The sequence below is a fragment of the Mycobacterium sp. H4Y genome, assembly GCF_000364405.1.
Lineage (GTDB): Bacteria > Actinomycetota > Actinomycetes > Mycobacteriales > Mycobacteriaceae > Mycobacterium > Mycobacterium intracellulare.
Window position 1 is genome coordinate 2,620,128 of record NZ_AKIG01000001.1, and the last position, 20,967, is coordinate 2,641,094.

20 protein-coding genes and 2 pseudogenes are annotated in these 20,967 nt (G+C 66.1%); 7 read left to right on the forward strand and 15 right to left on the reverse strand.

What is annotated here, in order from left to right:
• Position 1: 1 nt before the first annotated feature.
• Positions 2-1,439: pseudogene (gene ripA, locus W7U_RS11235) on the reverse strand (NlpC/P60 family peptidoglycan endopeptidase RipA).
• A gap of 202 nt (positions 1,440-1,641) precedes the next feature.
• A complete protein-coding gene (locus W7U_RS11240; RefSeq protein WP_008257976.1) occupies positions 1,642-2,214 on the reverse strand; it encodes a DUF6676 family protein in 573 nt (190 codons plus the stop codon).
• A gap of 259 nt (positions 2,215-2,473) precedes the next feature.
• Here W7U_RS11240 and acnA point away from each other — a divergent pair, with 259 nt between their 5' ends.
• Positions 2,474-5,311 carry an aconitate hydratase AcnA gene (acnA, locus tag W7U_RS11245; protein WP_029384345.1) on the forward strand — a complete coding sequence of 946 codons (2,838 nt, stop codon included), beginning with the start codon at positions 2,474-2,476 and terminating at the stop codon, positions 5,309-5,311.
• 22 nt (positions 5,312-5,333) lie between these two features.
• Positions 5,334-5,909, forward strand: a complete 576-nt coding sequence (locus W7U_RS11250) for a TetR/AcrR family transcriptional regulator (RefSeq protein WP_008257987.1) — start codon at positions 5,334-5,336, stop codon at positions 5,907-5,909.
• Here the strand turns inward: W7U_RS11250 and W7U_RS11255 are convergent.
• From W7U_RS11255 to trxA, 4 genes are all read right to left on the reverse strand, one after another.
• A complete protein-coding gene (locus tag W7U_RS11255; protein WP_008257988.1) occupies positions 5,906-6,103 on the reverse strand; it encodes a helix-turn-helix domain-containing protein in 198 nt (65 codons plus the stop codon). The genes W7U_RS11250 and W7U_RS11255 overlap by 4 nt on opposite strands.
• A gap of 183 nt (positions 6,104-6,286) precedes the next feature.
• Entirely contained in the window at positions 6,287-7,924 is a 1,638-nt protein-coding gene (locus W7U_RS11260) for an ABC-F family ATP-binding cassette domain-containing protein (RefSeq protein ID WP_008257989.1), read from the reverse strand.
• A 27-nt stretch (positions 7,925-7,951) separates the two neighbouring features.
• Positions 7,952-8,761 (reverse strand): enoyl-CoA hydratase, encoded by an 810-nt coding sequence (locus W7U_RS11265; RefSeq protein WP_008257990.1) that lies wholly within the window; start codon positions 8,759-8,761, stop codon positions 7,952-7,954.
• Positions 8,762-8,804: 43 nt separating this feature from the next.
• Positions 8,805-9,158: a thioredoxin gene (trxA, locus tag W7U_RS11270; protein WP_008257991.1), complete on the reverse strand. Its 354-nt coding sequence runs from the start codon at positions 9,156-9,158 to the stop codon at positions 8,805-8,807.
• A 144-nt stretch (positions 9,159-9,302) separates the two neighbouring features.
• Between trxA and W7U_RS11275 the strand changes: the two genes are divergently transcribed.
• Positions 9,303-11,132, forward strand: coding sequence for an acyl-CoA dehydrogenase (locus W7U_RS11275; RefSeq protein ID WP_008257994.1), 1,830 nt, complete (start codon positions 9,303-9,305; stop codon positions 11,130-11,132).
• A 21-nt stretch (positions 11,133-11,153) separates the two neighbouring features.
• Here the strand turns inward: W7U_RS11275 and W7U_RS26755 are convergent, their stop codons facing one another.
• Positions 11,154-11,432, reverse strand: a complete 279-nt coding sequence (locus W7U_RS26755) for a hypothetical protein (protein WP_014380448.1) — start codon at positions 11,430-11,432, stop codon at positions 11,154-11,156.
• Here W7U_RS26755 and W7U_RS11285 point away from each other — a divergent pair.
• Positions 11,416-11,994, forward strand: a complete 579-nt coding sequence (locus tag W7U_RS11285) for a DUF5666 domain-containing protein (protein ID WP_008257998.1) — start codon at positions 11,416-11,418, stop codon at positions 11,992-11,994. The two genes, W7U_RS26755 and W7U_RS11285, sit on opposite strands and share 17 nt — an antisense overlap.
• Before the next feature lie 125 nt (positions 11,995-12,119).
• The gene (locus tag W7U_RS11290; protein ID WP_014380449.1) at positions 12,120-12,857 is read left to right on the forward strand and encodes a DUF5666 domain-containing protein; all 738 of its coding nucleotides are present in this window, start codon (positions 12,120-12,122) and stop codon (positions 12,855-12,857) included.
• 42 nt (positions 12,858-12,899) lie between these two features.
• On the opposite strand, the gene W7U_RS11295 is transcribed toward W7U_RS11290, so the two are convergent.
• The 4 genes from W7U_RS11295 to W7U_RS11310 are packed head-to-tail and all read right to left on the reverse strand — an operon-like array spanning position 12,900 to position 15,094.
• Positions 12,900-13,310, reverse strand: coding sequence for a cupin domain-containing protein (locus W7U_RS11295; RefSeq protein WP_008258000.1), 411 nt, complete (start codon positions 13,308-13,310; stop codon positions 12,900-12,902).
• A gap of 19 nt (positions 13,311-13,329) precedes the next feature.
• Entirely contained in the window at positions 13,330-14,082 is a 753-nt protein-coding gene (locus W7U_RS11300) for an SDR family oxidoreductase (RefSeq protein ID WP_008258001.1), read from the reverse strand.
• Positions 14,083-14,118: 36 nt separating this feature from the next.
• Positions 14,119-14,547, reverse strand: a complete 429-nt coding sequence (locus tag W7U_RS11305; protein WP_008258002.1) for a Rid family hydrolase — start codon at positions 14,545-14,547, stop codon at positions 14,119-14,121.
• Positions 14,548-14,563: 16 nt separating this feature from the next.
• Positions 14,564-15,094, reverse strand: coding sequence for a cupin domain-containing protein (locus W7U_RS11310; RefSeq protein WP_232518819.1), 531 nt, complete (start codon positions 15,092-15,094; stop codon positions 14,564-14,566).
• A gap of 260 nt (positions 15,095-15,354) precedes the next feature.
• Between W7U_RS11310 and W7U_RS11320 the strand changes: the two are divergent.
• Positions 15,355-15,569, forward strand: a pseudogene (locus W7U_RS11320) (NAD(P)/FAD-dependent oxidoreductase); the annotation flags it as partial.
• Between the two features lie 42 nt (positions 15,570-15,611).
• On the opposite strand, the gene W7U_RS11325 reads toward W7U_RS11320, so the two are convergent.
• Together W7U_RS11325 and W7U_RS11330 are read right to left on the reverse strand one after the other, a co-directional pair.
• Complete coding sequence (locus W7U_RS11325) at positions 15,612-15,998, reverse strand: GNAT family N-acetyltransferase (protein WP_036428993.1); 387 nt, start codon at positions 15,996-15,998, stop codon at positions 15,612-15,614.
• A 240-nt stretch (positions 15,999-16,238) separates the two neighbouring features.
• A complete protein-coding gene (locus W7U_RS11330; RefSeq protein ID WP_008258007.1) occupies positions 16,239-17,009 on the reverse strand; it encodes an SDR family oxidoreductase in 771 nt (256 codons plus the stop codon).
• A gap of 310 nt (positions 17,010-17,319) precedes the next feature.
• On the opposite strand from W7U_RS11330, the gene W7U_RS11335 reads away from it, so the two are divergent.
• On the forward strand, positions 17,320-17,538 hold the full coding sequence (locus W7U_RS11335) for a hypothetical protein (protein ID WP_008258009.1): 219 nt from the start codon (positions 17,320-17,322) through the stop codon (positions 17,536-17,538).
• Positions 17,539-17,558: 20 nt separating this feature from the next.
• On the opposite strand, the gene W7U_RS11340 is transcribed toward W7U_RS11335, so the two are convergent.
• Together W7U_RS11340 and W7U_RS11345 are read right to left on the reverse strand one after the other, a co-directional pair.
• A complete protein-coding gene (locus W7U_RS11340; RefSeq protein WP_008258011.1) occupies positions 17,559-20,504 on the reverse strand; it encodes an RND family transporter in 2,946 nt (981 codons plus the stop codon).
• Positions 20,501-20,923, reverse strand: coding sequence for an MmpS family transport accessory protein (locus W7U_RS11345; RefSeq protein WP_170320597.1), 423 nt, complete (start codon positions 20,921-20,923; stop codon positions 20,501-20,503). The genes W7U_RS11340 and W7U_RS11345 overlap by 4 nt, the downstream gene beginning before the upstream one ends.
• Positions 20,924-20,967: the final 44 nt, after the last annotated feature.

The following is a 20,967-nucleotide window of genomic DNA, read 5'->3' on the forward strand; positions in this document are numbered from 1 at the left end:
ATCACCATTCGATGTATCGGACCACGTAGGGGGTCATGCCGCTGGTGCGCACCGGGGCGACGCGAACCTTCAACCCGATGTCGGGAGCCTCGAGCATCTGCCCGTCACCGAGGTAGATCGTCACGTGCTGGCTGCCGCCCGGGCCGTAGAAGATGACGTCGCCGCGGCGCATCTGCGAGGACGGGATCTTGCGGCCGAGGTTGTACTGCGAGCCCGAGTAGTGGGGCAGCTTGATGCCCCACCCCGGCGAACGAGTACAGGACCAGGCCCGAACAGTCGAAACCGGTGATGCCGGCCCCGGAGTCGATCCCCTTGCTCGGGCCGGCCGCGTTGCCGCCGCCCCAGGAGTAGGGCACACCGATCTGCGACATGCCGCGCCGGATCACGTACTCGGTGGCCTGCCGGCCGTACACCCGGGGAATGCGCCCCCCGACCCCGCCCGGCGCCGCGTTGGTGATGCCGGTGTCGTCGGGCTTGAGGATGCCCAGCTGCTGCAGGAAGTTGCGGCCGAGACCGGCGGTGACCTGTGTCGAGGTGGCCGAGATGCCCAGCACCTGGTTGATCACCGCGATCGGGTCGCCGGGGATGTTGGCGCTCGGGACCATCGGCAGCGTGGGGTCCCAGGCGCCGTCCCACTGGCGGGCCCCGGACGACGGCGCCGCTCCGCCGGGCGTTCCCGTCTCCCAGCGATCGCCCGACGCCGGGGAGCCGCCCGACCCTTGCCGGGCGGCGGCCTCACGCTTGGCCGCCTCGAGCTTGGCCTGCGCCTGGTTCCGCTCGGCGGCCAGCCGGATCATGTCCTCGCGCTGCTCGTCGAACTTCTGCCGGGAATTGGTCAGCGCCGCCACGGCGGCATCCTGGCTGGACTTGGCGTCGGCAGCGGCCTTGTCGGCGTTCTGCTTGGCCAGCCGCGCCGCCGATTCCTTGTTCAGCTGCTCGGTGCGGGCCTGCTGCAGCTTGGCCATCACGGTCTGCGAACTGGCGGTCAGGCTCTTGGCGGCGGCCTCGGTGGCGATGATGTCGTCGGGGCTGCTGGCGGTCAGGTAGCTGCTCGACGGTCCGTTCATATAGGCGGCCGCGGCGAACGTGTTGAAGCGCTGCTGCGCCCCGGCGATCGCCGCGTTGGCGTCCTTGACCGCCTGCTGGCTGGTCTCCAGATCGTGTTGGGCGGTGGCCACGTTGTCCCGGGCGGTCTCCACATCGACGAGGGCCTTGTTGACGCTTTCCTGTTCGGTCTGAATTTCGGCGCTCAGATTCTGCAGGCGCTGGTTGGCCTTGGCGACGTTCGCGATCAGTGCCGCGAGATTGTCGGCTGCGGGGTCAGCCTCCGCCAGTCCCGGGGTGCACACCAAGAGGGCCACGCTCAACACCGATGGCACGACGGGCCGGAGCAATCTTGCGGTCGGTCGCGCGGAAGACCCCCAGCGTGTGCGTCTCATTCGACTAGGTCTCCTACGGCTCGACGCGACGGGCGGCGCCGGCCACAGCATTCTCGTAAGGCGCCAAAGACAACACCAGCATCATTTGCACCGTACGTCACACAGGTGGGCGTGCAAACGCTCCACCGAAATCGCACTCTCTACGTGCGTTTAATGTGACCGAACGGTGACCTGGCCCGTTTGCCGAATTAGCCGCGAGTCGTCAGGACCCGGTGTTGGCCTCGGCGTCCTCAGCGGTCGCCGACCCGTCCGAGGTTGCTGAGCGCTCGCCGCGCACCTGCAGCAATCGGGTGCCGACGGCCGCGGCGAAGACCGCGATCAACAGGAAGATCGTCAGGCCGGTCCAGGGAAACTCGGGCGTGTCGAGCTCGTGCAGGAAATGTTGCGCCGAGACCACCGGGTTGCCCGTCTTGGCGATGTCCTCGCCGGCCTCGAGGGTGACGCGCGGGAACTGCGTGCTGTAGCTGCCGACGTAACTCGGGCTCAGCGTCAGGACGGTGGCGTCGTGGTAGTCGGCGCCGACCACGGTCGAGATGTCGCGCAGCGGGGTGTCGTTCGGGGGGTTGTGGTCGAGCAGCACGATCTTGAGGTTGATGCCGTCGCCGTGCGCCTGGTTGACCACCTCGAGCAAACCGGGCATGGCCGCCGGTGGCGCGCTGACCCCGGTGGCGGCGACCTGGGCCTTGATCATCGTCATGTCGACGTCCACCGGAATGTAGGCGGGAAGGACCGGAACCGTTTGCGGCGGCGGTCCGAAAGAAACGTGCCCGGTCATCTGCGCCTCCTGCGGTAGTGCTAGAGGCACCGTACGCGACGCGCGGGCGCCGCATCGCGCCCGGCGCCGATCGCGCCGCGTTCATCCCGGCGAGATTCGGGCGCACGCGAAGGTTTAACCGGCGGCCACCGCGATAAGACTGCAATCAGGACTGCCGTAGTAATGCAGGACAAGCGTACTGTTAAAGTTGCATGATCGTTTTGGACGATCCGCCGACACTCAGCCCGTCGGCGCTAGAACTAAATCCTTGGGAGTTGAAGTGACTGATTCTGTGAACTCATTCGGAGCCCGCAACACCCTCGAGGTCGGCGACAAGAGTTACCAGATCTATCGCCTCGACGCCGTCCCCAATACCGAGAAGCTGCCCTACAGCCTCAAAGTCCTGGCCGAGAACCTGCTGCGCAACGAGGACGGCAGCAACATCACCAAGGACCACATCGAGGCCATCGCGAACTGGGATCCCAAGGCGGAGCCCAGCATTGAGATCCAATACACCCCGGCGCGCGTCGTGATGCAGGACTTCACCGGCGTGCCGTGCATCGTCGACTTGGCCACCATGCGCGAGGCGATCGGCGAGCTCGGCGGCGACCCGGAAAAGGTCAACCCGCTCGCGCCGGCCGACCTGGTGATCGACCACTCCGTGATCGCCGACCTGTTCGGCACCGCCGACTCGTTCGAGCGCAACGTCGAGATCGAGTACCAGCGCAACGGGGAGCGCTACCAGTTCCTGCGCTGGGGCCAGGGGGCGTTCCAGGACTTCAAGGTGGTGCCCCCGGGCACCGGCATCGTGCACCAGGTCAACATCGAATACCTCGCCAAAGTGGTGATGTCTCGCGCGGACGCGCAAGGCACAGTGGTGGCCTACCCCGACACCTGCGTGGGGACCGACTCGCACACCACGATGGTCAACGGCCTCGGTGTGCTCGGATGGGGCGTGGGCGGCATCGAGGCCGAGGCCGCGATGCTCGGCCAGCCGGTGTCGATGCTGATCCCCCGCGTGGTCGGCTTCAAGTTGACCGGCGAGATACAGCCCGGCGTGACGGCGACCGACGTCGTGCTGACCGTGACCGAAATGCTGCGCCACCACGGCGTGGTCGGCAAGTTCGTCGAGTTCTACGGCGAGGGCGTGGCCGAGGTGCCGCTGGCCAACCGAGCCACCCTGGGCAACATGAGCCCCGAATTCGGTTCCACCGCAGCGATTTTCCCGGTCGACGAGGAGACCATCTCCTACCTGCGCTTCACCGGCCGCAAGGACGAGCAGCTGGCGCTGGTCGAGGCCTACGCCAAGGAACAGGGCATGTGGCACGACCCCAAGCACGAGCCCGAGTACTCCGAATACATCGAACTCGACCTCTCCGACGTGGTGCCGTCCATCGCCGGCCCCAAGCGTCCGCAGGACCGGATCGCGCTGGCCGACGCGAAATCCACGTTCCGCGAGCAGATTTGCGACTACGTCGGTGACGACCCCGACAAGAAGGAATACTCCAAGCTCGACGAGGTTGTCGATGAGTCGTTCCCGGCCAGTGACCCGGGGCAGGCGACCAACGGCCACGCCGACGACCACAAGGTGCAATCGGCCGCCGCGCACTCCAAGGGCCGGGTGAGCAGCCCGGTGACGGTTAAGTCCGACGAACTCGGCGAGTTCGTGCTCGACCACGGCGCGGTGGTGATCGCCGCCGTCACGTCGTGCACCAACACCTCCAACCCCGAGGTGATGCTGGGCGCCGCGCTGCTGGCGCGCAACGCCGTCGAAAAGGGCTTGGTCTCCAAGCCATGGGTGAAAACCACCATGGCCCCGGGCTCCCAGGTGGTCCACGACTATTACGACAAGGCCGGCCTGTGGCCGTATCTGGAGAAGTTGGGCTTCTATCTGGTCGGCTACGGCTGCACCACGTGCATCGGTAACTCCGGCCCGCTGCCCGAGGACATTTCGAAGGCGATCAACGACAACGACCTTTCGGTGGCCGCGGTGCTCTCGGGCAACCGCAACTTCGAGGGCCGCATCAACCCCGACGTGAAGATGAATTACCTGGCGTCGCCGCCGCTGGTGATCGCCTATGCGCTCGCCGGCACCATGGACTTCGACTTCGACGAGCAGCCGCTCGGCAAGGACAAGGACGGCAATGACGTCTTCCTCAAAGACATCTGGCCGTCGCAGAAGGACGTCTCCGACACCATCGCCTCGGCGATCAACCAGGAGATGTTCACCAAAAACTACGCCGACGTCTTCAAGGGCGACGAGCGCTGGCGCAACCTGCCCACGCCGAGCGGCAACACCTTTGAGTGGAACCCGGATTCGACGTACGTGCGCAAGCCCCCGTACTTCGACGGGATGCCCGCCGAGCCCGAGCCGGTCGCCGACATCACCGGCGCGCGGGTGCTGGCGCTGCTCGGTGATTCGGTGACCACCGACCACATCTCCCCCGCCAGCAGCATCAAGCCGGGCACCCCGGCGGCGCAGTATCTCGACGAGCACGGCGTGGAGCGCAAGGACTACAACTCCTTCGGCTCGCGGCGCGGCAACCACGAGGTGATGATCCGTGGCACGTTCGCCAACATCAGGCTGCGCAACCTGCTGCTCGACGATGTGTCCGGCGGTTACACCCGCGACTTCACCCAGGATGACGCGCCGCAGGCGTTCATCTACGACGCGGCGCAAAACTATGCGGCGCAAGACATTCCGCTGGTGGTGCTGGGCGGCAAGGAGTACGGGTCGGGCTCGTCGCGTGACTGGGCGGCCAAGGGAACGCGGCTGCTCGGGGTGCGCGCGGTGATCGCCGAGTCCTTCGAGCGGATCCACCGGTCCAACCTGATCGGTATGGGCGTGATCCCGTTGCAGTTCCCCGACGGCAAGTCCGCCAAGGACCTGGGGCTGGACGGCACCGAGGTGTTCGACATCACCGGTATCGAGGCGCTCAACGACGGCAAGACGCCGAAGACGGTGAAGGTCAAGGCAAGCAAGGACGGTTCGGACGCAGTGGAGTTCGACGCCGTGGTGCGCATCGACACCCCCGGCGAGGCCGACTACTACCGCAACGGCGGCATCCTGCAGTACGTGCTGCGCAACATGCTGAAGTCGGGCCAGAAGTCGGACTAGCGCGAGACCGGCCCAGCCACTCGTGCCCAAAGTCAGCGAGGACCATCTGGCGGCTCGCCGCCGCCAGATCCTCGACGGCGCCCGCCGCTGCTTTGCCGAATTCGGCTACGACAAGGCGACGGTGCGCCGCCTGGAGAAGGCGATCGGGATGTCGCGCGGCGCGATCTTCCACCATTTCCGGGACAAGGACGCGCTGTTTTTCGCACTCGCCCACGAGGACGCCGAGCGGATGGCCGACGTGGCCTCCCGCGCGGGACTGATCCAGGTGATGCGGGACATGCTGGCCGCGCCCGACCAGTTCGACTGGCTGGCCACCAGATTGGAGATCGCCCGCAAGCTGCGCAACGATCCCGCGTTCAGCCGCGGCTGGGCGGAGCGTTCGGCCGAGCTGGCGGCGGCGACCACCGATCGGTTGCGCCGGCAGACTGAGGCACACCGGGTGCGCGACGACGTGCCCGGCGACGTACTGCAGTGCTATCTGGAGTTGGTGCTCGACGGCCTGGTCGCCCGGCTGGCGTCCGGCGAGGACCCGCAACGCCTGGCCTCGGTGCTCGACCTGGTCGAGAACTCAATGCGGCGCAACGGTTCTCGAGGTTAGGCCCGCGCCGCCTTCGCGGTCCGGTTGGGGCCGCCGCGGCTGCGCATCGTGGTACCCGACTCCCGCAGCAGGCTGTGGATCGACCCGTACGACCTACCGGTCGTGGCAACCAGGCTGCGGATGCTGGCCCCGCCTTCGTAGGCGTGGCGCAGTTCGTCCAACAACTGGTCGCGCGCCTTGGCCGACCTGTGCATTGCTCTTCTCATGGCTCCTCCGACACCGGGACACGACCGCAAGAAACCTAGAGTAAGAAGCCGTCGTCGACGGCGGGCGAATTTCGCCAAATCGCCTTGGGGCGCTTGCCGCCAGTGGCGATCGCAAGCGCGACCGCCGCAGAGTCCAAGCCGGGCGCAGCGGGTCGCCACCATCAGGCCAAGTCAGGCGAGCTCGATGAGATCCCGGTATTCGTCGGACCAGTAGTCCTCGATGCCGTCCGGCAGCAGCACCACCCGTTGCGGGTCGAGGGCCTCGGCGGCGCCGGGGTCGTGCGTCACCAGCACCACCGCCCCCTGGTAACTGCGCAGCGCGTCGAGCACCTGTTCGCGCGACGCCGGATCGAGGTTGTTCGTCGGTTCGTCGAGCAACAAGACGTTGGCGGTCGACGCCACCAAACCGGCCAGCGCGAGCCGCGTTTTCTCACCGCCGGACAGCGTGCCCGCCAATTGGTCGAGCTGCGGACCGCTGAACATGAACGCGCCCAGCAGGCCGCGCAGGTCCTGCTCGCCCGAATCCGGTGCGGCGTGGCGGATGTTGTCCCACACGCTCGCGTCGTTGTCGAGCGTGTCGTGCTCCTGCGCGAAGTAGCCGATCCGCAGGCCGTGCCCGGGCTCGAGCCCTCCGGTGTCGGGGGCCTCGGTACCGGCCAGCAGCCTCAGCAGTGTGGTCTTGCCGGCGCCGTTGAGCCCCAGCACCACCACCCGCGAGCCGCGGTCGATCGCCAGATCGACGCCGGTGAACACCTCCAGCGACCCGTAGGACTTGCTCAGCCCCTTGGCGACCAGCGGCGTGCGCCCGCACGCGGCCGGCGTCGGGAACTTGATGCGGGCCACCTTGTCGGCGACGCGCTCCTCGTCGAGCGCGGCCATCATCCGGTCGGCGCGGCGCAACATGTTCTGGGCCGCAACGGCTTTGGTGGCCTTGGCGCCGAGCTTCGCGGCCTGGGTGCGCAGCGCCGCGGCCTTGCGTTCGGCGTTGGCGCGCTCCCGGCGGCGGCGCTGCTCGTCGGTCGCGCGCGCGTCGAGGTATTTCTGCCAGCCCATGTTGTAGACGTCGGCCTCGCCGCGCACGGCATCCAGAAACCACACCCGGTTGACGACGTCGGCGAGCAATTCGACGTTGTGGCTGATGATCACCAGCCCGCCGGTGTGGGCCCGCAGGAAATCGCGCAACCAGCCGATGGAATCCGCATCGAGGTGGTTGGTGGGCTCGTCGAGCAACAGCGTGGTCTCCGAGCCCGACGTTCCCGCTCCGCCCTCGGAGGCGGCGAACAGGATGCGCGCCAATTCCACCCGGCGGCGCTGCCCCCCGGACAGGGTGCGCAGCTGCTGGGTCAGCACCCGTTCCGGCAGGCCGAGACTGGCGCAGATGCGGCTGGCTTCGCTCTCCGCGCCGTAGCCGCCCAGGGCCACGAAACGCTCCTCGAGCTGCCCGTACCGACGGATCGCGCGGTCGCGGGCGTCGTCGTCGGCGACCTCGGCCATCAACGCCTGCTGCTTTTCCAGGTCGGTGAGCAACACGTCCAACCCGCGGGCCGACAGGACCCGGTCGCGGGCCAGCACGTCGAGGTCGCCCTCTTTGGGATCCTGTGGCAGATAACCGATTTCGCCGGTGCGGGTGATGGACCCGGCGTACGGCTCGGTCTCCCCCGCCAGGATGCGCAGGGTGGTGGTCTTGCCGGCGCCGTTGCGGCCGACCAGGCCGATGCGGTCGCCGGGCTGGACCCGCAGGTCGGGGCCGTCGGGCGAGAGCAGGATGCGCGCGCCAGCGCGGACCTCCAGGTCCGTGGCCGTGATCACGATCGCTCTCCCGAGTTGAAAAGACGCCTATTTGTCGTCGGTGAATACCGCTGGTCGTCGTTCTGCGCGTGCGGCAACCGCTTCTTCGAAGTTGGCGGTGAGCAGGCGGACGAAAAGCTGTCCCAAGCCTTCGGCTTGCATGTGCCCTTCCAGGCTACCGGCGTCCAGTCCACTCCACAGCGTGCGCTTGGTCAACTCGACCCCCGGCCGCGAGAACGCCGCGATCCGCGCGGCGATGGCGTAGCAGGTGTCCAGCAACTGCTTGTCGGGCACCTGGCAGGACACCAGCCCGATGCGCTCGGCCTCCTCGGCGGTGATGTCGCGCCCGGTCAGCATGATCTCGAACGCCCGCGACGACCCGATGGCCCGCGGCAGCAGGTAGGACAACCCCAGTTCGCTGGCCGTCAGCCCGTTGTTGATGCCGGCGGCGCGGAAGTACGCGGTGGTGGAGGCCACGCGGATGTCGGCGGCCAGCGCCAGGCACAGGCCGCCGCCGATGGCGGGGCCGTTGACCGCGGCGATCACCGGCTGGTGCAACCGCCGCAAACCCAGGATGACCTCGTCGAGAATCTCCATGGAGCGCAGCGCATAGGTGGGGCGGGTCAGCCCCTCGACGTGGGGCACCGAGCCCGCGGACTTGTGATCAGCCCCCGAGGAAAAGCCCCGGCCGGCCCCGGTGAGGACGACGACGCGCACCGCGTTGTCGTACCTGACCTTTTCCAGGGCCTCCTTGAGCGGGACCATGACGTCGAACGCCATGGAGTTCATCCGCTCGGGCCGGTTGAGGGTTATCAGCGCGACGCCGGGCCGCGGGTGGTCTACCAGTACCAAACTCACCCATGCAACCTAGCGCGTGGCCGACGCCGGCGCGGTGTCGCGCTTACTCGGCCGAACCGGCTTCGGCGGCGTCGATGTCGAACGCCCGGACCTTCTGAACCAGGTCCTCCAGGGCGGCGGGAGGCAGCGCACCCGGCTGGTTGAACAGCAGTTTGCCCTTCTTGAAGGCCATCAGCGTGGGGATGGACCGGATCTGGGCGGCCGCGGCCAGCTGCTGTTCGGCCTCGGTGTCGACCTTGGCGTGCACGATGTCGGGGTGTTTCTCCGAGGAGGCCTGGAACGTGGGGCCGAACTGGCGGCATGGACCACACCAGGACGCCCAGAAGTCGACGAGCACGATGTCGTTGCCCTCGATGGTTTCGTTGAACTTCTCATCGGTGAGATCGAGTGTTGTCACATTTGCGGTAACGCCCGGCGCCGACACGGTGTTCCCGTCCCGCGGCGCCGCGCCCGCCGCTGGTTACGGTTGCGTACGTTTTCCCGCGTCCGACAGACTGGGCCTGACCATCCGCCGCCTCAATGAACCAGTGAGGGAATCGCGTTGGGCCACTACATCGCAAACGTCCGTGATCTCGAGTTCAACCTCTTCGAGGTCCTCGACATCGGCGCCGTCCTGGGCACCGGGGGCTACAGCGAACTCGACGAGGAGACGGTCCGCACGATATTGGCCGAGGCCGCCCGCCTCGCCGAGGGCCCGGTCGCCGAATCCTTCGCCTTCGCCGACCGCAACCCGCCGGAGTTCGACCCGGCCGAGCACACCATCAGCGTGCCCGACGAGCTGGCCAAGACGGTGCAGGCGATCAAGGAGGCCGGCTGGTGGCGGTTGATGCTGGCCGAGGAGATCGGCGGCATGGCCGCACCCCCGCCGCTGGCGTGGGGGGTCAACGAGATGATCATCTGCGCCAACCCGTCGGCGAACTTCTTCTGCCTCGGCCCGTTGATGGCCCAGGCCCTGTACATCGAGGGCAACGAGCAGCAGCGGCACTGGGCCGCCGAGGGCGTCGAGCGCGGCTGGGCGGCCACCATGGTGCTCACCGAACCCGACGCGGGTTCTGACGTCGGCGCCGGACGCGCCAAGGCCTTCGAACAGCCCGACGGCACCTGGCACATCGAGGGCGTCAAGCGCTTCATCTCCGGCGGCGACGTGGGCGACACCGCCGAGAACATCTTCCACCTGGTGCTGGCCCGCCCCGAGGGCGCGGGTCCGGGCACCAAAGGCCTGAGCCTGTTCTATGTGCCCAACTATCTGTTCGACCCGGAAACATTCGAACTCGGTTCGCGCAACGGGGTTTTCGTCACCGGCCTGGAACACAAGATGGGCATCAAGTCCTCACCCACGTGCGAATTGACCTTTGGCGCAACCGATGTGCCCGCCGTCGGCTACTTGGTCGGCGACGTGCACCGGGGTATCGCGCAGATGTTCACCGTGATCGAGCACGCGCGCATGACGATTGGCGTCAAGGCCGCCGGCACGCTGTCCACCGGTTATCTGAACGCGCTGGCTTTCGCCAAGGAGCGGGTGCAAGGTGCGGACCTGACGCAGATGTCCGACAAGACCGCGCCGCGGGTCACGATCATCCACCACCCCGACGTGCGCCGCAGCCTGATGACCCAGAAGGCCTACGCCGAGGGCCTGCGGGCGCTCTACATGTACGCCGCCGCACACCAGGATGACGCAGTGGCCCAACGTGTTTCGGGCGCCGATCACGACATGGCACACCGGATCGACGATCTGCTGCTGCCCATCGTCAAGGGCGTGAGCTCGGAGCGGGCCTACGAGGTGCTGACCGAATCGCTGCAGACACTGGGCGGTTCCGGCTTTTTGGCCGACTACCCGCTCGAGCAGTACATCCGCGATTCCAAGATCGACTCGCTGTACGAGGGCACCACCGCCATCCAGGCGCTCGACTTCTTCTTCCGCAAGATCGTGCGCGATCGGGGCCAGGCCCTGCAGTTCCTGACGACTCAGATCACCGCGACCATCGACGACTGCGACGAGGCCCTCAAGCCGGTCGCCCAACTCCTGCAGACCGCGTACGACGACGTGACGGCGATGACGGGCGCACTGACCGGGTATCTGATGTCCGCCGCCCAACAGCCCACCGATATCTACAAGGTGGGGCTGGCCTCGGTGCGGTTTCTACTCGCCGTGGGCGATCTGCTGATCGGCTGGCGATTGCTGGTGCAGGCCGGCGTCGCACACCGCGCGCTGACCGACGGCGCGGCGGGCGCTGACGAACCGTTCTATCAGGGCAAGGTCGCGACCGCGACGTTCTTCGCCAAGAACATGTTGCCGAAGCTGACCTCCCTGCGCACGGTCATCGAGGCCATCGACGACGAGATCATGAGGGTGCCCGAAGAGGCCTTCTGACGGTCACAGGTTACGCACAGCTCAAATGGGTAAACCATGACGTTCGCTCTCACCGACGAATGGAGAAACGTTGATGTCTGCCAGCTGTGCCGTGCCCCGGCTCACGCGCTTCGCGGTATTCGCGGTCGCGGGGGCCACCGCCCTGTCCCTGTCCGCCTGCGGCTCGTCGAACAAATCCAGCTCCACCTCCACCTCGACCTCGACGTCGACGTCCACCGTGACCTCGGCGGCCCCCTCGTCCACCCCGAACGCCGAAGCTAAGGTCAGCGGCCTTATCGCGTCGGTGGCCGGCAACTCCATCCAGGTCACCAAGGAAGACAACGCGACCGCCGCGGTGAACTTCACCTCGACCACCAAGATCACCGAGGCCGTTCCGGCCGGCCTGCCCGACGTGACCCAGGGCAGCTGCCTCAGCGTGAAGCCCACCGAGGGATCGGCGCCCGGGCAGCCGGTGACGGCCGCGAAGGTCAAGATCAGCGAGTCCGTCAACGGCACCTGCCCCAAACCGCACGAGTCCACCCCCGGCGGGGCCAGCAGCACACCGCCGTCCGGCTCGCCGTCGCCGGCCCCCGCCAAGCCGGCCTGGGTGCGGGGTTCGGTTGCGTCGGTGTCGGGCAACACCATCAACCTGACCGGCACGGATGCCAGCGGAAACACCACGCAGACGACGGTCACGGTCGACGACAAGACCAAATACACCAAGCAGACCAGCGCGAACACCGAAGCGATCGCGCCGGGCAAGTGCCTGTCCGCGCGCGGAACCACGGACAGCGGCGGCGCGCTGCAGGCGACGAGCATCAAGCTACGACAGGCCGTCGACGGCAAATGCGGCAAGCCCAAGCAGCCCGGCCAGGGTGGATGACCCAGGCTCGAGCCAGCTGAGATTGCCGTCACCGCCGGCGGGCGCGAGCGAAAACCGCGCCCGCCGGGGGTGATTGGCCACGAGGGCGAACATGTGATGGAGAAGAGTCTGTGCGTGCCGCTTCGTTGAAACCCCGGCCGACGCACATCGCGATCGCCGCGGTGATCGTTTTCATCGCGTTGTGCGTGGCCATGTGCGACTCCCCGCGCGACACGTCGAGCAGTAACGCGCCGCCCGCCGTCACGGCCGTCCCGCCCAGCGCCGCACCGAGCGCGGTGCCACCGCCGGCGCCGCCCCCGCCGCCGCCGGTCGGCAAGGATTACGTCGAGGGCATGGTCCAGTCGGTGTCGGCTGGCACGATCGCGCTGCGGACGCGAACCGGCTCCGCGAGTGTGGATTACACGCCCGAGACGAGGGTTGTCCAGGTCACCCCGGCCAAGCTGGCCGACGTGACCCCCGGCAGCTGCGTGAACGTCCGCGCCACCCCGCAGAGCGCGCCGACCCCCGGGGCGGTCACCGCGCAAGCGGTGACGGTCACCGCGTCCGCGGACGGCAAGTGCCCGCCGCCGGCCGGGTTCTACGGGACGGTTGCGTCGGTGTCGGGCAACACCATCACCGTCACCGGGCTGGGCCCCGGCGGCCCGGGCGCGCCCACCACCGTGACCGTCACCGAATCGACCTCATATCAACGGCAGACACCGTCGGACGCCCAGGCGATCACCAACGGTAAATGCCTGGGCGCTAACGGAACTCAAGACGGCGGTGTGCTGCACGCGGCGATGATCAGCTTGGAGACGTGCCCGCCCATGGGCCACCCGCACCACCACCACCTGCATCTGCCCCACCTGCCGTTCCACCTTTAGCCTGCGGCGGCGCGAAGCCGGGCGCAGCGGGCCGCCGGCCGTTCAGCCGTTGACCCGCAAACCCTTTCGCGCCTCGAGCTCCTCTTGGGTAACCCATTCGCGCAACGGTCGCCCCGGCACACACAGCAACGTGAGGACGAAGCTACAAGGAATGTCAGCGCGGTTGTTCGCGTCCCGGTAGTGGATCACGTCGCCGCCGGCCCCCCAGAACGCGTCTCCCGCGCGGAGGACGCGGGGCGCTTCACCTTCGATCTCGAACAGCATCTCCCCGTCGATCATGTACCCGAATCCCGGTCCGCCGGGAAGCCGATGCGGCGGGTTTCCGGGGGCGCCGGGTGGATGGTTGATGAGGACGGTCAGTACGTGGGCGTCGGCCGGAATCGACGGCGACCGCACTTCCTGCAGCACGGTGAACGTTGATTTCGGTTCGGAGTCGTTCGCATCCAACAACATTCGCTGCCTCAGCCTGAGGTTACGACGCGCGGTGCGCATCGATCCAGTCGGAGTATCGAGTGGTGAAGATCGTGGCGTTGTCGTCGGGTGCGAGGGTGTGATCGTCGATCACCGCGCCGAAGTACGGGGCCTGGGCGTCGGTCACGACCCGTCGATGATCACCGCCGGCGGCGAGGCCCGTGCGGACAAAGTCGTCCATTCCCATCGCTTCGGGTCCGGCGATCTCCGTCACGCCGTTGCTCGGGGGCTCGACCGCCGCGCGGGCCACGGCGGTGGCGACGTCGTCGGCGGCGATGGGACGGAACAGTGCGGGTGGCAACCTGACAATGTCCCCGTCCGTGGCGGAATCGGCCAAGCCGACCGCGAATTCGTAGAACGGAGTTGCTCGCACGATCGAATAAGGCACGCCCGAATCCTTGATCAGCTTCTCCTGAGCGGCTTTCGCGGTGTTGTAGCCGCTGTCCGGCATGCTCTGCGCGCCCACCACGGACAACGCGACGTGGTGTTTGACCCCCGCTTCCCGTTCGGCAGCGAGAAGATTCGCGGTCGCGGTGGTGAAGAAGTGCATCACGGGTTCATCGTCGAACACCGGCGAATCGGCGACGTCGACCAGGACGTCCGCACCGGCGACGGCGTCGGCCAGGCCTTCACCGGTGAGTGAATCGACACCGGATCGGCGGGAGGCGACGAGCACGTCGTGTCCTTGCGCGCTGAGCTGGCTCACCACCTTCGAGCCGATAAGCCCGCGACCGCCGATGACCACGATCTTCATGATGGACCTTTCCGAGTTGTTCTTGACCGAACCGGTCTACTTGCTGCCAAATCCGGCGATGGCGACGACCTCGATTTCGACGCGCTGGCCGGCCAGTGCGAGCGCCTCGACGCCCAGTGCGGTCCACAGCGGCTGCCGTTCACCGAGCCGCTTGCGGAACTGGTCCACCATCAACGACATGTGTTGACTGCCAATGGAATCGTCGGCGGTGGGGACATGGTAGGAGTGTACGTTCACCACGTCGCCCCAGGTGGCGCCCGCCTCGGCGAGGGTTTTCTCGATGTTGTCACACGCCTTGTCGATCTCGTCCTCTAAGGATGTGACCGACAAGGTGAAATTCGCGTCCCAGCCGCCCTGCCCGGAGATCTCGATGCGATCGCCGATGCGCAGAGCTTGGCGGTAGTGGTTGCGGGTGCGGGCAATCTCGCCGTACCCGGGCGTATCGAAGAATTCGGGCTTGGACATGCGGGGGTTCCTTTCATCAAATGGGCTCACCGGGGAATCTCACGCCGAAGCGTTTGCAGAGTTCGGGCACGCTGTCGACGTCCATCTCCAGCTCGTAGCGTGCACAGAGTTCGTCTAGGCTCTCCGTCGATATCTTGTCCACACCGCCAAGGTCGGTGAGCTCGTCGAAGAACTGCTCAAATCCTGCGGGGGAAATGATCTCGAGGATGCGGGCGGGTTCGTCACCCGCATTCCAGAACGTATGCCATTGGCCCCGCGGCTTGAAGATGAAGTCGGCGGGCCCGCCATAGAGCACTTCATCGCCGAGCAAAGCTCCTACACGTCCCTCGATGATCCAGCTGTACTCATCTTCGTTGTGGTGGCGATGAAGCGGTGCGGCCAGCGCTCGTGGCGACATCGGATGCTCGAGGACCGAGAAGCGCCCCTCCGCATCAAGCTTGTCGAGGATGTGGCGGACACCGATAGTGCCTTGGAACACCGACTTGCCTTCGGTGCGCCCGACAGACCTAGCGGGTGGCCCGCCCGGCCTCAAGATGTCAGTTGCCACGTCAATTCCACCTTCCCCTCCCAATCCACCATCACGTCCAGCTCGGCCGCCCTCAAGACGGAATCTGCCCGGTCCTTCTCCCAGTGAAACTGCAACCAGGCGGGGTGAGCTGTCATCACCCCCACCACCACTTCACCCGGGTGAGTGGCGCGCCGCAGTGGACCCGAGCGTGGATGGATGAGCCTGCGCTCCGGCGGAATCATTTGTGACCGAAGCGTCATCGACTCCATCTGCATCGCTCGCGAACCGTGGCCGGACCACACGCCGATCACGTTGTGTTCAGCGATGATTCGCGCATCGACACCCGCACGATCGCCTCAGTGACCGGGGTGACCGGCGCCCCGCTGATCCAAGATCTGCGGCCGCCGACCGAGAAGGGCCGGATCACGGTGCAGCCGATCTGCAGGTGCCCGGTCACCCCGAGGTGTTCGCCGCCGGCGATGCGGCCGCGGTTCCCGACCTGACCCAGCCCGGCTGACGGCAGCCGGCTACAGCACAACGCGCACCTGAAGCCCGGTCAGGGCGTGTCCGGAGCGGGCCGCGACACCGGGCGGAGCAATCCCTGATATTGGTCGGCAACCAGGTCCCGATATTCGGGATGGCGCAGGATGTAGTCGGCCGTGATCTTGCACCGCGGAATGACCGTGTGTCCGGCCCCTCGGATCAGAGTGAGCACACCACTGATCATTGCCGAGGAGACGCCCCGATCACGCCATGGCGCATCGACTTCGGTGGCCATCAACACGATGTGCGCGCGGTAGCGGCGGTAGGGCTGCCGACCGATCACCTGGCCGTCGACAGCGGCCTCGAACCGATTGTCTTGGGCGTTGTCGGTGACGATTGTCTGTAGTCCATCGTGGGCACTGCGTTCGATACTGCCCATCGACGTTGCAGATTCGCTCACGATCAGCTATCCCTTCCATGTCATCACAACTGGCACCCCGCGCAGCCCTGCGCCGGGGCGACGAAAGCTACACCGCATCAGGGTTTTCCGCCACTACCGCCACCCCCTGGCCCGAGCCGATGCACACCCCGATCACGCCATAGCGTGCGCCACGTTGCCGTAGCTCAATGGACAAAGTTCGGTCTGCGGCCCGAAGCGACTGACTAACACCGGATGGGCTTTTCGGCAGTGCACGTTCGATCAGTTGCGGCCGGCCATGACGCCGCCGTCGACGTTGAGGATCGCGCCGGTGACCCAACTGGCCTCATCCGACAGCAGATACGTCACGGCGTTGGCGACGTCGGCGGCGGTGCCGACCCGTCCCAAGGGATGAAACGGCGCGAACGTCTCTAGCGTGGCATCGATCTCGTCCTTCGGGACCCATCGCTCGAGGGCAGGGGTCTTCACCGCGGCCGGTGCCACCGCGTTGACGCGGATCTTGTGCCCGGCAAGCTCGATGGCCAAGTTGTGGGTGAGCGCATGCAGCCCGGCCTTTTGCATGGAATGCCCCGCCGATGGGGTCCGGCCGACGGCCTGATGCGCCCACATGCTGCCGATGTTGACGATGGCCCCGCCCTCGCCCTTGGCGACCATGCCCGCAACGACGGTCTGGGTCAGGAAGAACAGGGCGTAGTTGAGCTCCATGTAGGAGTCGTAGAACTGCTGGTCGTACTCGAGAAACGGCTTGGGGATGAAGAATCCGGCCGCGTTGACCAGCAGGGTCGCATCGCTGTGCTGTTCGGCAAGCGCGCGCTGCACATCGGCAATCGCGGCGCGGTCGGTCAGTTCGGCGGCGATGCCCCAGGCGTGGCCACGCCGGTTCGTCAGCTCAGCGACGGTGTCATCGACACGGTCTTTCGAACGTCCGATGATCACCGCGCTGCCGCCATGGTCGACGACATCGAGAGCGACCTGCCGGCCCATGCCCGCACTGCCGCCCACAACGATGACCTTCTTGCCGTCAAAATGCATGCTCGGGTCCCTTCCCGGTTCTCCTGACGAGCCCCCAACCGGGGTAGTAATCCCGTCCGGCTCTGCTCGTATTGAGACTGCGGACAGGCGGGGTGAGCTGTCATCACCCCGGCCCCGTATTCACCCGGGTGAGTGAATTGACTTTGCGGTGAGAATCGACGACGACGGCTCGGTTTTCAGGAGATAGTTAATTTGCAAGCGCAACGAAATTATTTTGAAATGGCCGCCACCTGTTTTGCGGAACGGAAATTGTCCGCTCGCGATAAGAAACCTGCACCGATTCAGGGCCGCCGCGCGTATCCTGACCAGTATGGTCAAGACCAAGACCTGCGTGCATTGCGGCCACACGTTCGACCCGGATGCCCGGCGGCGTGACCTATCCGATCCGGACTGGCTGCCGGCCGCATCGGTCTATTGTTCGCACGAATGCAGTGACCGCTACCATTGCGAGATCGTGCATTGCTGCTCGACCCACGTAAAAGAGAAGGCTCAGCGCGAAGCCGCCATGGCGGCGCATCGCGAAACGTAGACCGATTGCCCCTCCCGCTGCTACGTCCGTGAATCGGACGGCACCCCCCGCTGCGGGTGGTACAGCAGTGCACGAACCAGCGGGCGGGGCCCGACCGACCGAAGCATCTGGCTGGCCGGGCGGACCCGTACCCGCTTCGGCCACCAGAACCAGCGTCCCATCACCGTCATGATCGACGGCGTGATGAGCGATCGGACGACGAACGTGTCGAACAACAGGCCGATGCCGATCGTCGTGCCGAATTGGCCGATCGCCCGGAGATCGCTGGTGATCATCGTGCCCATGGTGACGGCGAACACCACGCCAGCGGCCGTCACCACCGGCCCGGTCACACCCATGCCGCGGATGAGTCCCGTTTTCAGCCCCGCTCCGATCTCCTCCTCGATGCGGGACACCAGCATCAGGTTGTAGTCGGACCCCACCGCCAGGAGCACGATCAACGCGAATTCGGTTGCCACCCAGTGCAACTGGAAATCACCAAGGTGCTGCCAGATCAGTGTCGAGAACCCGAAGGCGGCCCCTAGCGACATCACGATGGTGCCGACGATGACGCCCGCCGCGACCAACGCGCGGGTCACGATCACCATGATGATGAAGATGAGCACGATCGAGGCCACCCCGGCGATCATCAGGTCGTACTTGGCGCCGTTGGCGATGTCGTAAAACGTTGCGGCCGTGCCGCCGAGGTAGATGTCCGCGTTCTCCAGCGAAGTGAGTTTCAGCGCCTCCTTGGCCGCCTGGCGCTCCTGATCGACGGACGCGATTCCCTTCGACGTCGCCGGATCCACGGAGTGAGTGATGATGAAGCGCGCGGCCTTGCCGTCCGGCGACACCATCAGGCTCAACCCCAACTGGAAGTCCGAGTTCTGGAAGATTTCGGGTGGCAGGTAGAACAGGCTCTCCACCTGGGCGTCGTTGAAGGACTTGCCCATCACGGCGTTCGTGTCGGTCAACCGGTCGAACTGATCGATCAGGCTGTCGAACGAGCTGTAGATGGTCAGCGTCGTATCCCGGATCGACTTCGAGACGGCGATGTTCTCGGGGATGATCGCCAGCAGTTCGCGCGTGGCCTTGGCCGTGTTGGTGAGGTCGCTCGTGAGGGCGTGGAACTTTTCGGCCAGCAGATCGAACCCGTCCAGCGCGTCGAACAGGCTCCGTAGCGACCAGCAGATCGGGATGTCGTAGCAGTGCTTCTCCCAGTAGAAGTAGCTGCGAATCGGTCTCCAGAAGTCGTCGAAATCCGCGATGTGATCTCGGATTTCGTCCGTGATGGCCGCCGTCTCCCCCGTGGTTTTCGAGCTGTCGTCGGCGGCGTTCGCGAGCTTCTGTGTGACCGCGTATTGACGCTCCAACAGCGCGATCTGGGTGTCGAGGAAACCGGTGATCTTCTTGATGTCGGCGACGCGATCCTTCAGGTAGTTCAGGTTGCTGCGGATCGGCGCGCTTTGCACACTGAGCTGGAACGGAATCGATCCGTCTTGAATCGGCGGGCCCAGAGGCCTGGTGATGCTCTGCACACGTTCGATGCCCGGCACCCGGAAAATGGCACCGGCGATCTTGTCCAGGACCAGCATGTCCCTCGGATTGCGCAGATCGTGGTCCGATTCGATCATCAGAAGGTCCGGGTTCAACCGGGCCTGGGTGAAGTGTTGATCGGCCGCGGTGTACGCCTGCACCGACGAAGCGCTCGGCGGCAGGTAGTACAGGTCGTTGTAACGAGGAGTGAAGCCCATCAAGCCAATTGCGCCGACGATCGCCAGGATGACCGACGTAGCGAGGATGGGCGCCGGCCACCGCACGATGGCCGTCGCCAAGCGGCGCCACCGCGTGTAGTTGAACTCGCGCTTCGGGTCGAAAAGGCCGAAGCCGCTTGCGAAGGCGATCAGCGCGGGCGTCAGCGTGACGCCCGCGGCCACCACCACCAGCAGACCGACCGCACACGGAAACGCCAGCGAGCTGAAGTACGGCAGCCGGGTGAATTTCAGACAGGCCAGCGCCCCGACAATCGTCAAACCCGAGCCCAGCACCACCTTGGTGACACCGGCGAACGTGTCGTAATAGGCGGCTTCGCGATCCAGCCCCCGTTCGCGGCCCTCCTGGTAGCGGCCGACCATGAATATGGCGTAGTCGGTGCCGGCGGCGATGGCCAGTGCCGTCAACAAGTTGACGGCGAAGGTCGACAGCCCCATGATGCCGGTTTCGCCCAGCAGCGCAACGACGCCGCGACCGGTGGCCAGTCCGACGAACAGGATGACCATCGTCAGCAACACCGTGCCGATGGATCGATAGACGAACATCAGCATGATCGCGATGATGATGATGGTGATGATCGTCATCTTGGCCAGGCTCGCGTCGCCGACGACGATCGTGTCGGCGGTCAGGGCTCCCTGACCGGCGACGTAGGCCTTCACCCCGGCCGGCGGTTTCGAGTCCGCGACGATTTTGCGAACCGCCGCAACCGATTTGTCGCCGACGGCCCCGCCTTGGTCACCCCGCAGGTTGACCTGAACATAGGCGGCCTTGTGGTCGTAGCTCTCGACACCGGAAGACGTGAATCGCTGTCCCCAGAAATTCAGCGCATGCTCGACGTGTTCGTGGTCCTGCTGCAGCTTCTTGACCAGATCGTCGTAAAACCGGTGAGCATCCTCGCCGAGGGGTTTGTCACCGACCAGGGTCACCAGGACGAGGTTGTCGGAGTCGTACTCCTTGAATTTCTCCCCGATGTGCTTCATCCCGGTCACCGAGGGCGCGTCGGACGGCGAGAGCGGCACCGAGACTTCCTCGGCAACCTTTTCCAGCTGTGGGACGAAGACGTTGACGCCGATCGCGATCAGCAGCCAGACCACGATGATCGGCAGTGCCAGGACGCGGATGGTGCGGGCGATCCGCGGTTTCCGCTCAACCTCGGTGCGCTGCACGACGGGGATTTCGGCCGTGTCGTCAGCGTCGCTGCTATCGCTGCTCACGCGGACTTGTCCAAGCAGGAAACCTGCGCGTTCCGGTTGGTGGCCTGTTGTTGATCGACCAACTTGCCGTCGACGGTGATGCGGCAGCCGATGAAGGGACTGTCACCTTGGGCGACGACGTAGGCGAAGATGCCGGGCATCTCGGCGACGATCGTCTTCGACCATGGCAAGGTGGTGAAGTTGGCCTTCTGCGGCAGTGACTCCGCATCCATCCAGTTGACGACGCCGGTCGTCCCGGGCGGTCCCAGGATTTCGTAGATGGCGGTCTTGGCCGCATACGGCGGGGTCGCGTCCCGGGGATCGGGCTTGGGCAGCCCGGGTCCTGGGAAAACGCCGTTGAGTCGGATCACTGCGACGCCACCGATGACCAGCGCCACAGCCACGACCAGCGGAACCCATGCCCGCTTGAGAAGCGTCAACACCGTGCCCCCCGATCAGGAATGCTCGACGGGCTGATATTAAG

What these genes read in the sequence shown, in the direction of transcription:
- W7U_RS11335 (WP_008258009.1), top strand. Translation starts at nt 17,320, where the DNA reads ATGGTCAAGACCAAGACCTGCGTGCATTGCGGCCACACGTTCGACCCG.
- W7U_RS11305 (WP_008258002.1), bottom strand. Translation starts at nt 14,547, where the DNA reads ATGTCCAAGCCCGAATTCTTCGATACGCCCGGGTACGGCGAGATTGCC.
- W7U_RS11330 (WP_008258007.1), bottom strand. Translation starts at nt 17,009, where the DNA reads ATGCATTTTGACGGCAAGAAGGTCATCGTTGTGGGCGGCAGTGCGGGC.
- W7U_RS11240 (WP_008257976.1), bottom strand. Translation starts at nt 2,214, where the DNA reads ATGACCGGGCACGTTTCTTTCGGACCGCCGCCGCAAACGGTTCCGGTC.
- W7U_RS26755 (WP_014380448.1), bottom strand. Translation starts at nt 11,432, where the DNA reads ATGGAGTTGCCGGCCACCGACGCGATAAGGCCGCTGACCTTAGCTTCG.
- W7U_RS11255 (WP_008257988.1), bottom strand. Translation starts at nt 6,103, where the DNA reads ATGCACAGGTCGGCCAAGGCGCGCGACCAGTTGTTGGACGAACTGCGC.
- W7U_RS11295 (WP_008258000.1), bottom strand. Translation starts at nt 13,310, where the DNA reads ATGTTGTTGGATGCGAACGACTCCGAACCGAAATCAACGTTCACCGTG.
- W7U_RS11300 (WP_008258001.1), bottom strand. Translation starts at nt 14,082, where the DNA reads ATGAAGATCGTGGTCATCGGCGGTCGCGGGCTTATCGGCTCGAAGGTG.